The organism is Nocardia seriolae NBRC 15557 (assembly GCF_007990715.1).
Classification (GTDB): domain Bacteria; phylum Actinomycetota; class Actinomycetes; order Mycobacteriales; family Mycobacteriaceae; genus Nocardia; species Nocardia seriolae.
This window is the reverse complement of record NZ_BJWY01000161.1, coordinates 1-14,003: the sequence shown is the minus strand read 5'-3', so window position 1 is coordinate 14,003 and position 14,003 is coordinate 1. Positions and strand designations below refer to the sequence as shown.

The window sequence follows — 14,003 nt, the reverse complement described above, 5'->3', positions numbered from 1 at the left end:
TCCGGCCGGTCGCGGCCTGGCCATGAAAGGCGCTGCGAAGAAGCCCGGTACGCGCCCCTCGACTGCTCCGGCCGACGCCTAGCAGTCACCTCATCTTCGGCGAAGGACCTTGTTCTCGAACATGATTCCACCGACCAGAATCACGAGAAGCACAACGATGCCGAGCCACATCGCCGTCGCCTGACCGACGGCGCCGCCCGCGAAGATCGCTGCGAACGCGACGGGCAGCCGCCACAGTCGATACACAACCCACCCCCATAGCCATGATGATCTTGTCGGACCGAGCCTAGCAGCGACCGTGAACCCGGCCGAAATGGCAAGGCTCCTTTGCACTCTGGGAGCGAGTGCAAAGGAGCCTCAGCCCGGAAGACGGGATTTGCGTGAGCCGCAGGGGTTTACGACGGATCGCCGCTCGACGGCTTGTCGGCCTCCGCCGCCGCTTTGGCGGTCGGGGTCTTGCCGGTGATCAGCTGTTGCAGGGCCGCGCCCTGGATGCGGCGGAAGGCGCGGCGGGGGCGGCCCTGTTCGAGGGTGGCCACCTCGAGGGAGGCGACGCCCAGGGTGCGGGCCTTGTCCTTGTCCCCCTCGGGGACGGCCTTCTGCAGCGCGGCCACCGCCGTGGTGACGGCCGAATGCAGATCGAGGCCGGGCTTGTAGGAAGCCTTGAGGGCGGTGGTGATCGGGTCGGTATTGCCGCCCATCACCACGAATTCCCGTTCGTCGACGATGGATCCGTCGAAGTTGATCCGGTAGAGGACCGAATTGGTGGACTGCTCCGGGTAGCCCACCTCCGCGACGCAGATCTCCACCTCGTAGGGCTTGAGCTGGTCGGTGAAGATGGTGCCGAGGCTCTGCGCGTACAGGTTGGCCAGGAAGCGGCCGGTCACGTCGCGGCGGTCGAACTGGTATCCGCGCAGGTCGGCCTGCAGGATGCCGCCGCGGCGCAGCGCCTCGAACTCGTTGTACTTACCAACCGCGGCGAAACCCACCCGGTCGTACAACTCACTGATCTTGTGGAGGGTGGCCGAGGGGTTCTCGGCCACGAACACCACGCCCTTGTCGTAGACCAGCACGACGACCGACCGACCGCGCGCGATGCCCTTGCGCGCGAGTTCGGTCTTGTCGCGCATGATCTGTTCGGCCGACGCGTAATACGGCAGTGTCATGCTTCGCCGATCCCCTCTGCCGCCAGCGCGGCCCGCTCCTCCACCATGGCCCGCGTGATCTCCTTGAGCCGCTCCTCGGTCACAATCTCGGAGCCCTCGGCGTCGATCACGATGGCGGTCGGATAGATGTTGCGCATCGTGTCCGGACCGCCGGTGGCGGTGTCGTCGTCGGCGGCGTCGAAGAGCGATTCGATCGCGATCCGCAGCGCCCGGTCCTGATCCAGGCCGCGCGCGTAGGTCTTCTTCAACGACGACTTGGCGAACAGTGAACCCGACCCCACCGCGGTGTACCCGAAACGCTCCTCGCTGCGCCCGCCGACCACGTCGTAGGACACGATGCGCCCGGAGCGGTCCGGGTCCTGCGCGTCCGGGTCGTAGCCGACCAGCAGCGGCACCACCGCGAGGCCCTGCAGGGCCGCGGGGAGGTTGTCGCGCACCATCTTCGACAGTTTGTTGGACTTGCCGTCGAAGGTGAGGGGGACGCCCTCGATCTTCTCGTAGTACTCGAGCTCCACCGCGAACAGGCGGATCATCTCGATCGCCATGCCCGCGGTGCCCGCGATGCCCGCCGCCGAGTAGGTGTCGGTGATGTACACCTTCTCGATGTCACGCTGCGCCAGCAGGTTGCCCTGGGTGGCGCGCCGGTCACCGGCGATCAGCACACCGCCGCGGTAGCTGACCGCGACGATGGTGGTGCCGTGCGGAGCGATATCGGACGGCACGCCCGGATGGGGGTGCGTGCCGTTCGACCCGATTCCATTGCCGGGCAACAATTCCGGAGCGTGCAGACGCAGGTACTCGGAGAAAGAGGATTGGGCGAACCCCAACTGGAGCCGCAGGGGGTCACCTTGGGTCACTGGCCGCCCTTCTGCACGTAGGCGCGGACGAAGTCCTCCGCGTTCTCCTCGAGGACGTCATCGATCTCGTCGAGCAGGTCGTCGGTTTCCTCCGCCAGCTTCTCGCGACGCTCCTGTCCCGCCCCGCCGTCGCCGACCGGGCCCTCGTCCTCGTCGCCGCCACCGGCGCGCTTGGTCTGCTCTTGTGCCATAGCAGCCGACCTCCTCTGTGATCATCGGCGAGCACCGGAGAAGATCCGATGCTCGTGCCCCCAACAGTACCCAGCCGAGCGGACAACATGCCGGATTAAACGTCATTGTGCTGTTGCCGCGATCTCTTCTAGGCCATGTCGCGGACACGAAGAAGGGGTACGCGGTTTCCACCGCGTACCCCTTCTCAGCACTCCTAATGGGTCAGCTGCTGCACCAACTCCGAGGCGGTGTGGACGCCGTCCAGAAGTTTGCCGACGTGGGACTTGGTTCCGCGGCGGGGTTCCAGGGTCGGGATGCGGACCAGGGAATCGCCGCCCAGGTCGAAGATCACCGAATCCCAGCTGGCGGCCGCGATATCCGCGCCGAAGCGGCGCAGGCATTCGCCGCGGAAGTAGGCGCGGGTGTCGGTGGGCGGGTTGGTCATGGCATCGGTCACCTGCTGCTCGGTGACCAGGCGCTGCATGGAGCCGCGGGCCACCAGGCGGTTGTAGAGGCCCTTGTCCAGGCGGACATCGGAGTACTGCAGGTCGACCAGGTGCAGTTTGGGGGCCGCCCAGGACAGGCCCTCGCGGTTGCGCATGCCTTCCAGCAGGCGCAGTTTGGCGGTCCAGTCCAGCAGGTCGGCGGTTTCCAGGGGGTCGCGCTCGAGCAGGTCCAGCACGTGGGCCCACTTCTCGATGACGTCCTTGGTGCGCTCGTCGTCGTTTCCGGTGCGGTCCATGAACTTTTCCACCCGGTCGAGGTAGATGCGTTGCAGCGCAAGACCGGTCAGCTCGCGGCCGTCGGACAGCGCGACGGTGGCGCGCAGGCTCGGGTCGTGGCTGATGGTGTGCACGGCGGTGACCGGGCGGGCCAGCTGGAGGTCGGAGAGGTCCTCGCCCGCCTCGATCAGGTCCAGCACCAGCGCGGTGGTGCCGACCTTGAGGTAGGTGGACCATTCGGCGAGGTTGGCGTCGCCGATGATGACGTGCAGGCGGCGGTACTTGTCCGCGTCGGCGTGCGGCTCGTCGCGGGTGTTGATGATGCCGCGCTTGAGCGTGGTCTCCAGGCCGACCTCGACCTCGATGTAGTCGGCGCGCTGGGACAGCTGGAAACCGGGCTGGTCACCGGACTGCCCGATGCCCACGCGACCCGAACCGCACACCACCTGGCGCGACACGAAGAACGGCGTCAGCCCGAGAATGATCTGGTTGAACGGGGTCTCGCGGCTCATCAGGTAGTTCTCGTGGGTGCCGTAGGAGGCGCCCTTGCCGTCGACATTGTTCTTGTAGAGCTGCATGCGCGGCGCGCCGGGCACGCTGGAGGCGTAGCGGGCGGCGGCCTCCATGACGCGTTCACCGGCCTTGTCCCAGATGACCGCGTCGAGGGGATCGGTCACCTCGGGCGCGGAGTATTCGGGGTGGGCGTGGTCGACGTAGAGGCGAGCCCCGTTGGTGAGGATCATGTTCGCCGCCCCGACCTCGTCGGCGTCGATCACCGGGGCGGGCCCGTTGAGCCGTCCGAGATCGAAACCGCGCGCGTCGCGCAACGGCGATTCCACCTCGTAATCCCAGCGTGTGCGCTTGGCGCGCGGCACGCCCTCGGCCGCGGCGTAGGCGAGCACCGCCTGGGTGGACGTGAGAATCGGGTTGGCCGACGGCTCGGTAGGCGTCGAAATGCCGTACTCGACCTCGATTCCGATGATGCGCTGCATGGGTTCGAGCCTAGGCGAAAGGCACGCCCGGACGCGGGTGGACTGTCCGGGTTGGGGTCATTCGTGAGTCTGACGCCGGGTAGTCCTCGCGGGCGATCCGCGCCGACGAGCCGCGACCGCACAATGACCGTCATGGTCGAATCGGCTTCCGTCCAGCACCCTGCGCACTCGGCCTCCCAGGTCGCCGACGACCCGAATTCCGTTCCCGCCCAGCCTGCTTCGGCACGGCTGGCGGCATTGGATGTGCTGCGCGGCATCGCCATCCTGGGGACGCTGGGGACCAATGTCTGGATCTTCACCAATACCGAAGGGCTGCTCGGATATATCTCCCGCGGTGACGAACCGCACGGGGCCTGGTTGTGGATAGAGCGGTTTCTGCAGCAGCTGGCGCAGGGGAAGTGCCTGGGGCTGCTGACCATCATGTTCGGGATCGGGCTGGCCATTCAGCAGCGATCGGCGGTGCGGGGCGGCCGGGCCTGGCCGGGCGGGTATCCGGTGCGGGCGGGGTTGCTGTTGCTCGACGGGCTGGTGAATTTCTTCTTCGTCGCCGAGTTCGATGTGCTGATGGGCTACGCGCTCACCAGGTTGGTGGTGGCGATCATCCTGGCGACGAGCCCGAAGGCGCAGCGGCGGTGGCTGATCGTGGCGGCGGGCATCCACCTGGCGATGCTCTCGCTCATCGTGCTGGCGATCGCCTTCGGCCCCTCCGGCGATTCCGGCGGCCGCACCACGCTGGATCCGAATCCCTATGCGGACGGCTCGTTCTGGGATCTGGTCGTGTTCCGCTGGGAGCACGTGCTGCTGTTCCGGCTCGAACCGATCTTCATCTTCCCGATGTCGATCGCGCTGTTCCTGCTGGGCGCGCGCCTGTTCCGGGCCGGGATCTTCCAACCCGAGGGCGCGCGAATCCGCAAGCGCCTCATGGTGATCGGCTTCGCCGTCGGTGCGCCGATCGATCTGCTGCTGGGCATGTTCGGCGGGGACCTGATCCTGCCGGCCCGCTATGGCACCGCTCCACTGGTCTCGCTGGGCCTGCTGGCCCTGGTCGCCGAGATCTACGCCCACCGCCCCGGCCCGGGCTGGGTGGGCCGCCGCCTCGGTGAGGTGGGCCGAATGGCGTTGAGCTGCTACATCCTTCAGAATCTGGTGGCCGGATTCCTGTGCTACGGCTGGGGCCTGGGACTGGCCGGGCTGGTGTCGGCCGATGCCCGGGTGCCGTTCACGGCCGGAATCTACGTCCTGGTCTGCGCGCTCATGCTGAGCTTCGCCCACTGCTGGCTGCGGCGCTTCGAGCGCGGACCGGTCGAATGGCTGTGGAATCGCAGTTGTCGCGCACTGACCGGCCGCTGACCTTCCGGTGCGCGGTCACTCGACATCCTCGATGGACCGCAGAAACGGTGCCTGACCGTCGATACAACCCGAGAGCCGATACCGGCTGTGCGCCGGGACGATATCGATGAACTGCTCGCTGCCGGAGGAGCCGCCGCCGTCCGGGTCGGTGTACTCGCACTGGATGTGGCCGGAGACCACGTAGTCGCGATCGGTGTCGTTGCTGCAGTCCAGGACATCGCAGTGCAGACCCTCGGGCAGGTCGGTATCGGCGGCCGCGATGCCGGGGGCCAGCAGGGCACAGCCGATGCCGGTCAGCACGGTCGCGCGAATCAGCCTCGCGCCCAAGGATTCACACACGCGCGGCCTCCGTCCGGGAGTACAGGTCGGCGACCACCGTATCGCGGGTGAGCGGCACATCCAAGCTGCGGGCATTGCCCTCGAGCAGGGAAAGCACCGATTCGGTGAGGATGCCCTCGACTTGCTCGGAGCTCAGCGTGGGCGCCGCGCGCCAGCTGTTGACCACCCCGTCGACGAAGCCGACGGTGCCGAAGGCCATGGGCCGGGCCCGGTTCCGGTCGATACCGAAGCGCTGCAGGGTGTCGGCGAACAGGTCGGCCAGCCGGCCGCCGATGCGGTCGCGGGCCCCGGCCAGCACGGTGGCGGATTCGCCGTGCGGGTCGGCGGCGGCCAGGAAGCGGTGCAGGTTGGGGTGCCGCTCGACCCAGCCGACATAGGTGCCGACCGCCCCGCGCACCAGTTCGCGCACGGTGCCCTCGGGTTGCAGGCGCGGGAGCAGTTCGGCCATCAGCGATTCCACGATGTGGCGGCGGATGGCGTCGTCGAGATCGGCGCGACCGTCGAAGTGCCGGTAGACGACCGGGCGCGGCACCCGCAGGCGATCGGCGATCTGCTGGACGGAGATCTCGGTGCCGTTCTCCTCGATGACGGAGAGCGCGGCGTCGAGCATCTCGGTGCGGCGGCGGGCCTTGTGGCCGTCCCAGCGGGTACTGCGGCCGTCGGCGGCGGGTTCTCGGTCCCGCGGGGACGGCTGCGCGGGTCTGCGTCGGGTGCCGGTCACTCGGCTCACGATACTCATCCCATCGTTGACCGAGACAGTGTGTACCACTAATCTGAGTGTAACAGCGTGTATCAGTAACATCTCAGGAGCTGTCATGGGAGACAACGCCGTCACCACGCCCGCGACCCTCGCACCCTCCGCCCGCGAATCCTTCGCCCAGCGTTTGCTGACCGGATCGGTCAAGAAGTCCTATGACCCGGTGGTCGATATGGACTGGGACGCACCGCTGGATCCGGACAAGCTCTTCCTTCCGCCCGAACTGCTCTCGCTCTACGGCACTCCGCTCTGGGAATCCATGACGCCCGCGCAGCGGCGCGAACTGTCGCGCGAGGAACTGGCCAATGTGCTCTCGGTGGGCATCTGGTTCGAGAACCTGCTCAACCGGCTGCTGCTGCGCGAGCTCATGGCGAGCGATCCGACCTCGCGGCACGCGCACTACACGCTCACCGAGATGGGCGACGAGTGCCGGCACATGATGATGTTCGGCAAGCTCATCGACCGTATCGGGGCCCGGCCGTACTGGCCGAATCGCTGGGAGCGCTGGACCATCGCCTCGCTGCAGCTGTTCCTGCAGGGCGCGATGGTGTGGGTGGGCGCGCTGGTGGGCGAGGAGATCTTCGACGCGCTACAGCGCCGCACCCTCGACGATCCGCAGTTGCAGCCATTGGTGGCGCGCGCCATGCGGATTCACGTCACCGAGGAGGCGCGCCACATCGGGTTCGCGCGAGATGCCCTGGCGCACCGGGTGCCGACCATGTCGAGGGCCGAATTGCGCTACACGCGACTGTGTGTCGCGGTGGCCGCTCCCCTGTTCGTCTACCTGCTGACGAACTGGCACATGTACGCGCGGGCGGGCCTCGAGGACGGGAAGGCGGCGCGAGCCATGGCACGGAACAACCCGCATTCGCGGCGTGCGCTCGGCCTGGGTGCCGCGAATCTCGGTGCGTTCCTGGACAAGCAGGGTCTGATCGGGCCGGTCGGCAAGCGCATCTGGCGGCGGCGAGGGCTGCTGTGAGGTGGCGGCGGGCCCGGCGCGGCAAGTACGCGGCCGACGACCCGCAGGCCGCGTTCACCGATCCCGAACCTGCGCCGGATTATTCGGGTCCCGCGCTGCTGGACGCGCCGGGTGCGGAGGTGGCCGTGCGGGTGGCGCTGACGGGTCATCTGGATCCGACCGATGGCCTGTTCCACTGGTACGGGCGGGTTTCCGCGGCGGGCGCGGCGGAACTGCCCGATCCCGGTCGCGGGCAGGTCTTCCTGACGGTGCCCGGCAGCGCACCCGCGCCGGGCATACTCCAGGAGCGCGATCCCTGGGGGAATCTGCGGATCGCCGGAATCGGCGCGCCACCGTTCCCGATGTAGTCCGGCGGTATCCGGCGGGTTATTCCGAGAGCCCGATGTAGTCGGCCATGGCCGCCACCGAATGGTCGAAGAACGGTCCAGCCGGATCCATGCTGTTGTCGAGCTGACCGAACAGTTCGAAGGTCACCATGCCGAACAGCTGGGTCAGCGCGATGAACGACCGCGCCACCGCCGATTCCGGCAGGCCGGGAGCGATCAGGGCCGCGATATTCGCCGACTGCGCCGAGAGCTCCGGGGAGAGGGTGTCCACGGGAGCGTTCAATGTGCCCGCTTCCCAGGCCCGATACACGATTGCCAGCAGCGCGATCGGCGTCCGGGAGGCGGGCCCGACGGTGGTCTGCGGAGCGTGATATCCCGGCACCGGCGACCCGTACACCAGCGCGTATTCGTGCGGGTGCGCGATTGCCCAGTCCCGCACGGCATTCGAGGCCGCCCGCCACTGTTCGCGCGGGGTGCCCGGGCCTGCCGCCGCGCGCTCGGCGGTGTCGCCGAGCGCGTTGTACGCCTCGATGATCAAGGTGGTCAGCAGTTCGTCGCGGCTCGGGAAGTACCGGTACAGCGCCGAACTCACCATCCCCAGCTCCCGCGCGATGGCCCGCAGCGACAGCGCGGGCGCACCCGATTCGGCCAGCTGCCGCCGCGCGGCATCGGTGATCTCGCGGGTGATCTCGGCTCGGGCCCGCTCGCGGGCGGTACGGGGCACGCTCATTCCGACAGTCTGCCACGAATCGGATCACTGCCATATTTCGAGAGCACTGCTCTTGACTTCCGATCAGCCCTGCGTGCACACTGTTCACAACAGAGAGCACCGCTCTCCAAGATCGAAGGAAGTCACCATGGACGCCCACTCCGCCGCCACCCGCTACCTCGGCCCCACCGGCCTGGACCCGGCCTTCAACCGCATCGCCAACTGGATTCCCAAGCTCGGCATCGATATCGCGGGCGGCCGCCTGCTGGCCGTGCGCGGCCGTAAGTCCGGCGAATGGCGAACCACCCTCGTCAACGTCCTCACCACCGACGACGGCGCCCGCTACCTGGTCGCACCCCGCGGCCACACCCAGTGGGTCCGCAACCTGCGCGTCGCCGGTTCCGGCGAGATCCGCCTGGGCCGCAAGCACGAGTCCTTCACCGCCACCGAACTCCCCGACGCCGAGAAACTCCCCGTCCTGCGCGCCTACCTCGACCGCTGGGGCTGGGAGGTCGGCCGCTTCTTCGAGGGCGTCACCAAGAACGCCACCGACGCCGAACTGACGGAAATCGCCCCGGGTTTCCCGGTCTTCAAGCTGGCGTAGCACGCGCCGACTGAGAACCATCGCCGTCGGCACAGTGCCGTGCAGACGGTTTCCACGATGACGCGGCTGATGCACGTCCCGGCCACACCGCCCCGGACCCGCTACCGACTGCGAATTCCGGCCCGGTGCAACCGATTCAGACGGACGTCACCAGCCGTGCGAGCGCGGGTCAACCCCGCTGATCAGCGGAGTTCGTTCAGGGATTCGTCGTCGCGAGCCACGAAGGCGCGGCCGTCGGCGGTGAAGACGATGGGGCGCTGGATGAGGCGGGGGTGGGTGGCGAGGGCGTCGATCCAGCGGTCGCGGTCGGCGGGGGTCCTACCCCAGGCCGAGACGCCCAGCTCCTTGGCTTCGGCCTCCGCCGTGCGGGTGATCTGCCAGGGTTCGAGGCCCAGTTTGGCCAGGGCCGAGCGGATTTCGGGGGCCGAGGGCGGATTGTCGAGATAGCGGCGTTCGACGTAACCGGTGCCGGATTCGTCGAGGACCGCCTTGGCCGTGCGGCTCTTGGAGCACTTGGGGTTGTGCCAGATCTCGGTCTCTGCCATGCCGTCAGCGTAGGCGGTGACGGGTCAGACCCAGTCGACCCAGCGGTAGGGGCGCATCCAGTAGAGGCCGCCCTCGGGAATCGGGTGGCCCCAGCGCTGTTCGGCCTGGGTGAGTTGCCAGCGGTATTCCGGGGCCGGTTCGCCACTGTGGATTTCGAGCAGGTGGCGGCGCCAGGTGTTGATCATGGCGGGGACGGCCTGGGGGTCGTTCTCGTAGGCCCACTCCACGTTTCGGCTCATGAGGGCGTCGACGGCGTGATTGGCGGCATTGGGGTCGCCGGTGCTGAGCGAGTGCAGGAACGCCGCGACCAGGTTGTAGGCGATGGCGTCGTGGACGGAGGTCTGGCCGTTCTCGAGGGACCAGACGCCGAGGTAGGTGGGGCCGTGCTCGTCGACCCACACCGAATGCGCCTCGCCGACCCGGTTGTCGAAGATCAGGGCGGTGAGCAGGCCCAGGGTGGCCTTGCCCATGATGAGCGGGTCGGGGCGGCCGGTGTTGACGGCGTCGTCGATGAGGGCCCGGTAGGCGGCCGCGGCGATGCCGGGGCGATTGGCGTCCATGAGGGCGTCGGCGGTCTCGCCGCCGGCGAGCATTTCGGCGGGCGGCTGCGGGGGCCCGGCCACGGTGTGCGGTACACCGTCCCCGATGTGCAGGTACTGGGTCTGCATGGCGTCGGGGGCCGGCATGACATCGGGGGTCGGCATCGCGTAGGGCGCGGCGGCCGGATCGGGAAACGGCACGCCGTTGCGCGGACCGGGGGGCACCGCGCCCTCCAGCGGACCCGGCGGCACCGAATTGTCCAGCGGCTGCGGCGCACCGAGCGGATCCGAGAGCGGCACCCCGTTGCCCAGCGGGTCCGCCAGATCCAGGTTGACCGCGAGCGGTTCGCGCAGCGCGGGCGCGCTCTGCAGGTATTCCAGTGCGACCCGGGCGAACTCGTTGTCCTGGCTCTCCAGCCATTCCCGCCCGGCGCGCAACGTGTCGATCAGATGACCCCCGACGCCCTCTTCGATGGCGGCGCACAGCGCGTAGTAGCCGTATCCGCGGTAGTCGTCGTGCCCGACGCCCTCGGTGATCAGCAGCTGGGCGTATCTGCTTGCGAGGTCGTGTCTTTCGAGGTCACCGAGCAGAGTGCAGGCGGTCATGGCGGCCATCAGCACCTCGGCGTGCTCGCCGTGCCCGCGCCGCAGGTCGATGCAGCGGTCGGCCATGAGCACCGCGCTGTCGGGCAGGCCCTGCTGGGTGGCGGCCTCGACGGCCATCGAGTACATGGTGGCCAGGGTGGCGGGCGGGATGTCGGCCGGGAAGCGGGCCGGTCCGTGTTCGGCCAGGTGCAGGGCCTGGGCGTAATCGCCCGCGGCGAAGGCGGATCGGAAGCGGTAGGACACGATCCAGCCGTAATCCTTCGGCTCGGGCGCCACGGCCAGCCCGTCGTCGAACACCGTCAGTCGCGCCAGCGCCTCCTCCGCCCGCCCGGCTTCCAGCATGCCGCTCGCCTCGTTCATCACTTCGACGAACGCATTTCGATCCATGGCTTACTCGCCTTCCCGCATATGTCAGCCCCGGATCGTATGACCGTGCCACCACCCCGCGTGGCCAGTGAGGTAAAGGTCATAGTTTCAACCCACCCCACATGACCACGCGACTCATCTCGCGTGGCACGTTGCGTCACAACGGTATTCCCGCGCCGCGCCGCGAACCCGCCTCCCTGCGGGCCAATCTCGCGTCACGACCGATCCGTTCGGCCCCAATCTAACGACAACACGCCCGCCCGCCCCGCAGCGGCCCTCGGCGAGTCGAATTCGGTCACAGCGGGATGATGCGTACCGCCTCACCGCACAGGGTGCTCATGTCCGACGGGTCGGACGTCATGAGGACCACCGGTTGAGGCTGCCGCATCGCGAGTTCGGCGACCACCGCGTCGATGGCGTATTTGTGACCGTGCAATCCGGTCTCGAGCAGCAGCCGAGATGCCGCCTTGGCACTCGCCTCCTCGGCAGGTTCCACTCGCAGGATCGACAGCAGCCACGACAGCCGAGCTCTGTCGGTCTTGTCGTGCGTTGCTTCGATGATCGTGAGGGCGCTGATCACCACTTCCATGCGACGCCTGCGAGCCTCGGCGATCAGCGCGACGATGGCCGGTTCGTCCGCCACGAAACGCGAGAGTCCTTCACAATCGAGCACCAGCGTGCCCTGCGCCGAGTTCTGCGAACGGGCAGCCGCCTTCAGTCTTCGTCCGGCCACGGCGTCTCGCCCGTCAGGGCCTGCTCGAATCGGTCGAAGGCTTGCTGCCGATCCGCATCCGACAGCCGACCGTGGCGATTCTCGTAGTCGGCCAGATACTCGTCGAGCAGTAGCCCCCGTAGCTCACGTTCGACCGCAGAGGTGACGAAGGCCGAGAACTCTCGTTTCCCTACCCGTTGCCGGATGGCCTCGGCCGTACCCTCCGGCAGCGACAAACTCACCCGCGTCGCGGGTCCCTCGCCGATTTCGTAGATGGGCTGAGCCATGTTCGAAGTTTATCAATGGAAGTAGGAAACCGCGTCGAGATTTCCGAACACCAGCGAGTGCGTGCGGAGCACATCGGCGCCTCCGCTACAGAGTCGGCAGGGTGGTGCCGGGGTCGGGGGTGAAGGTGACGATGCGCTGGCGGGGGTCGCCGGGGAGTTCGAGGTTCTCGTAGGAGAAGCTGAGGTCGCCGGAGTGGGGGTGGCGGACGAGTTTGCCGCCGTGGGTGCGGACCTCGACGTCGCCGGAGCGCCACAGGGTCGCGAATTCCGCACTGCCGGTGGCGAGTTCGTCGATGATGGCGTGGGTGGCCGGATCGTTCGGGTAGAGGCCGACGACGCGGCGCAATTGGGCGACCGTGGCCGCGGCGACGCCGTCCCAGTCGCGGTAGAACTCGCGGGCGGCGGGGTCGAAGAACAGTGCGCGGGCCATGTTCTTGTCCGCCATGGGCCCGAAGACGTAGTGCGCGAGCGGGTTTCCGGCGAGCACGTCGAACAGGTCGGTGATGACCACCGCCGGTGCCTTGTCGATGAGGTCGAGTATGCGCAGCAGCTCCGGACGCGGTGCGGCAGCGGCGGTTTCGACCGTGCGGGGCGGGTGGGCGAGGGCGTGCAGATGCTCGGTCTCGATGGGGTTGAGACGCAGCGCGGCGGCCAGGGAGTCGAGGACATCGCCCGACGGGTTGGCGGCGCGGCGTTGCTCGAGGCGCTGGTAGTACTCGGCGCTGATCCCGGCCAGGTGCGCGAGTTCGGAGCGCCGCAGGCCCGGTACCCGGCGCAGACCCGACGGCGGCAGCCCGGAATCGTGCGGATCGATCCGCGCGCGCCGAGACTTCAGGAACTCGGCCAGGTCCTCGCGTACCGCCATGCCCGAAGTCTGGCACAGGCGAGGGTGGGTGGCCCTGGGAGTACGAGGCACGGCATGCACTGGTTAGGGGTTTTCGCGGGCGGCAAGCTCGCAATCGTGAACGAGAGATTCCAGCGGGGAGCCGCCCGCCAGGCCGAACTCGGCGGTGCGGGCGGGGTGCGCGGCCGGGTCTATGACGAACTGGCCGATATCGCACCGGATCTGCACCGGTTCGCCGTCGAATTCGCCTACGGCGACATTCATTCCAGGCCCGGCCTGGATGCGGGCCGCCGCGAACTGGTGATCCTGGGCGTGCTGGTCGCGCTCGGCGACACCCGCCCGCAACTGGAGGCGCACCTCGGCAGTGCGCTGAATGCCGGTGTGGCGCCGGGCGAAATCGTCGAGGCCATCCTGCAGGCCCTCCCCTATGCCGGTTTCCCGCGCGTGCTGGCCGCCATGGCGGTGGCCCGGACCGTCCTGGAGTCCCGCGATCTGCTTCCCGTCACCACCAATTCCCTTGCACAGTAGGAGATTCGACATGACCGCCACCGCTCAGCAGCGCGCCGACATCATCGAGGCCGCCACCCGCCTGTTCTGGTACATCGACATCCGCGACTGGGAAACCTTCCCGAGCGTCTTCGCCGACGAGGTCACCCTGGACTACTCGAGTATCTGGGGCGGCGAGCCCAGCACCGTCACCCCGGAGCTGATCCGCGCCGACTGGGAGAAGTTCATCGGAAGTTTCGACGCCACACAGCATCTGCTGGGCAATCACCTGGTCACCGTGGACGGCGACCGCGCCGAACTGACGGCCGTCTTCCAGGCGGTCCACTTCCTGGCCAACCGGTTCGGTTCACCGCGCTGGACCCTGGGCGGCCTCTACCGCATCGGCCTGCATCTGGTCGAGGGCGTGGGAAGATCGATTCCGTGGTGATGACGGCGCAGTGGGCCGACGGCAACAAGGACATCATGACCCTTGCCTCGGGTGGACAGCGGCCCGAAGCCGCCTGATCGCACAGCTGAAGTCCCACAAAAATGGGAAGGATTGTTTTCCTTCCCATTTAAATCTATATCGCACCCGGGGGCTTGCCGCAAGGCCCCGGGGTTGGCGCACAATCTCTCATCTAATAC

The 14,003-nt window shown here is 68.0% G+C and carries 19 protein-coding genes; 6 read left to right on the top strand and 13 right to left on the bottom strand.

Going from position 1 to position 14,003, the window contains the following annotated elements; genetic code table 11:
* Positions 1-90: 90 nt before the first annotated feature.
* From NS2_RS36470 to dop, 5 genes are all read right to left on the bottom strand, one after another.
* The gene (locus NS2_RS36470) at positions 91-246 is read right to left on the bottom strand and encodes a hypothetical protein (RefSeq protein ID WP_158544034.1); all 156 of its coding nucleotides are present in this window, start codon (positions 244-246) and stop codon (positions 91-93) included.
* A 149-nt stretch (positions 247-395) separates the two neighbouring features.
* Positions 396-1,166 carry a proteasome subunit alpha gene (prcA, locus tag NS2_RS32210; RefSeq protein ID WP_033089303.1) on the bottom strand — a complete coding sequence of 257 codons (771 nt, stop codon included), beginning with the start codon at positions 1,164-1,166 and terminating at the stop codon, positions 396-398.
* Complete coding sequence (gene prcB, locus NS2_RS32205; RefSeq protein ID WP_033089304.1) at positions 1,163-2,023, bottom strand: proteasome subunit beta; 861 nt, start codon at positions 2,021-2,023, stop codon at positions 1,163-1,165. Before prcB ends, prcA begins: the two co-directional genes overlap by 4 nt.
* Complete coding sequence (locus NS2_RS32200) at positions 2,020-2,214, bottom strand: ubiquitin-like protein Pup (protein WP_033089305.1); 195 nt, start codon at positions 2,212-2,214, stop codon at positions 2,020-2,022. The genes prcB and NS2_RS32200 overlap by 4 nt, the downstream gene beginning before the upstream one ends.
* A 194-nt stretch (positions 2,215-2,408) precedes the next feature.
* On the bottom strand, positions 2,409-3,908 hold the full coding sequence (dop, locus tag NS2_RS32195; protein WP_033089306.1) for a depupylase/deamidase Dop: 1,500 nt from the start codon (positions 3,906-3,908) through the stop codon (positions 2,409-2,411).
* Between the two features lie 132 nt (positions 3,909-4,040).
* Here dop and NS2_RS32190 point away from each other — a divergent pair, with 132 nt between their 5' ends.
* Positions 4,041-5,258, top strand: coding sequence for a DUF418 domain-containing protein (locus NS2_RS32190; RefSeq protein WP_081986102.1), 1,218 nt, complete (start codon positions 4,041-4,043; stop codon positions 5,256-5,258).
* 15 nt (positions 5,259-5,273) lie between these two features.
* On the opposite strand, the gene NS2_RS32185 is transcribed toward NS2_RS32190, so the two are convergent.
* Positions 5,274-5,597, bottom strand: a complete 324-nt coding sequence (locus NS2_RS32185) for a hypothetical protein (RefSeq protein WP_096490552.1) — start codon at positions 5,595-5,597, stop codon at positions 5,274-5,276.
* Positions 5,590-6,318 carry a TetR/AcrR family transcriptional regulator gene (locus NS2_RS32180; protein WP_052086712.1) on the bottom strand — a complete coding sequence of 243 codons (729 nt, stop codon included), beginning with the start codon at positions 6,316-6,318 and terminating at the stop codon, positions 5,590-5,592. The genes NS2_RS32185 and NS2_RS32180 overlap by 8 nt, the downstream gene beginning before the upstream one ends.
* Before the next feature lie 94 nt (positions 6,319-6,412).
* On the opposite strand from NS2_RS32180, the gene NS2_RS32175 reads away from it, so the two are divergent.
* Entirely contained in the window at positions 6,413-7,333 is a 921-nt protein-coding gene (locus NS2_RS32175; protein ID WP_033089308.1) for an AurF N-oxygenase family protein, read from the top strand.
* Positions 7,330-7,680: a DUF4873 domain-containing protein gene (locus NS2_RS32170; RefSeq protein ID WP_081986100.1), complete on the top strand. Its 351-nt coding sequence runs from the start codon at positions 7,330-7,332 to the stop codon at positions 7,678-7,680. Before NS2_RS32175 ends, NS2_RS32170 begins: the two co-directional genes overlap by 4 nt.
* A gap of 19 nt (positions 7,681-7,699) precedes the next feature.
* Here NS2_RS32170 and NS2_RS32165 read toward each other — a convergent pair whose 3' ends face one another.
* A complete protein-coding gene (locus tag NS2_RS32165) occupies positions 7,700-8,389 on the bottom strand; it encodes a TetR/AcrR family transcriptional regulator (protein ID WP_033089309.1) in 690 nt (229 codons plus the stop codon).
* Positions 8,390-8,516: 127 nt separating this feature from the next.
* Between NS2_RS32165 and NS2_RS32160 the strand changes: the two genes are divergently transcribed.
* Positions 8,517-8,972: a nitroreductase family deazaflavin-dependent oxidoreductase gene (locus tag NS2_RS32160; RefSeq protein WP_033089310.1), complete on the top strand. Its 456-nt coding sequence runs from the start codon at positions 8,517-8,519 to the stop codon at positions 8,970-8,972.
* Positions 8,973-9,154: 182 nt separating this feature from the next.
* Here NS2_RS32160 and NS2_RS32155 read toward each other — a convergent pair whose 3' ends face one another.
* The 5 genes from NS2_RS32155 to NS2_RS32135 form a co-directional block, all read right to left on the bottom strand.
* A complete protein-coding gene (locus NS2_RS32155; protein ID WP_033089311.1) occupies positions 9,155-9,517 on the bottom strand; it encodes an arsenate reductase family protein in 363 nt (120 codons plus the stop codon).
* 24 nt (positions 9,518-9,541) lie between these two features.
* Positions 9,542-11,050 (bottom strand): hypothetical protein, encoded by a 1,509-nt coding sequence (locus NS2_RS32150; RefSeq protein WP_033089312.1) that lies wholly within the window; start codon positions 11,048-11,050, stop codon positions 9,542-9,544.
* A 274-nt stretch (positions 11,051-11,324) separates the two neighbouring features.
* Positions 11,325-11,762 carry a DNA-binding protein gene (locus tag NS2_RS32145; RefSeq protein WP_231993033.1) on the bottom strand — a complete coding sequence of 146 codons (438 nt, stop codon included), beginning with the start codon at positions 11,760-11,762 and terminating at the stop codon, positions 11,325-11,327.
* The gene (locus NS2_RS32140; RefSeq protein ID WP_033089313.1) at positions 11,744-12,028 is read right to left on the bottom strand and encodes a hypothetical protein; all 285 of its coding nucleotides are present in this window, start codon (positions 12,026-12,028) and stop codon (positions 11,744-11,746) included. The genes NS2_RS32145 and NS2_RS32140 overlap by 19 nt, the downstream gene beginning before the upstream one ends.
* Before the next feature lie 85 nt (positions 12,029-12,113).
* A complete protein-coding gene (locus NS2_RS32135) occupies positions 12,114-12,893 on the bottom strand; it encodes a helix-turn-helix domain-containing protein (protein ID WP_045438453.1) in 780 nt (259 codons plus the stop codon).
* Positions 12,894-12,989: 96 nt separating this feature from the next.
* Between NS2_RS32135 and NS2_RS32130 the strand changes: the two genes are divergently transcribed.
* Both NS2_RS32130 and NS2_RS32125 read left to right on the top strand, forming a co-directional pair.
* On the top strand, positions 12,990-13,400 hold the full coding sequence (locus tag NS2_RS32130) for a carboxymuconolactone decarboxylase family protein (protein ID WP_200885919.1): 411 nt from the start codon (positions 12,990-12,992) through the stop codon (positions 13,398-13,400).
* 10 nt (positions 13,401-13,410) lie between these two features.
* Positions 13,411-13,806: a nuclear transport factor 2 family protein gene (locus tag NS2_RS32125; protein ID WP_052086714.1), complete on the top strand. Its 396-nt coding sequence runs from the start codon at positions 13,411-13,413 to the stop codon at positions 13,804-13,806.
* Positions 13,807-14,003 lie beyond the last annotated feature (197 nt).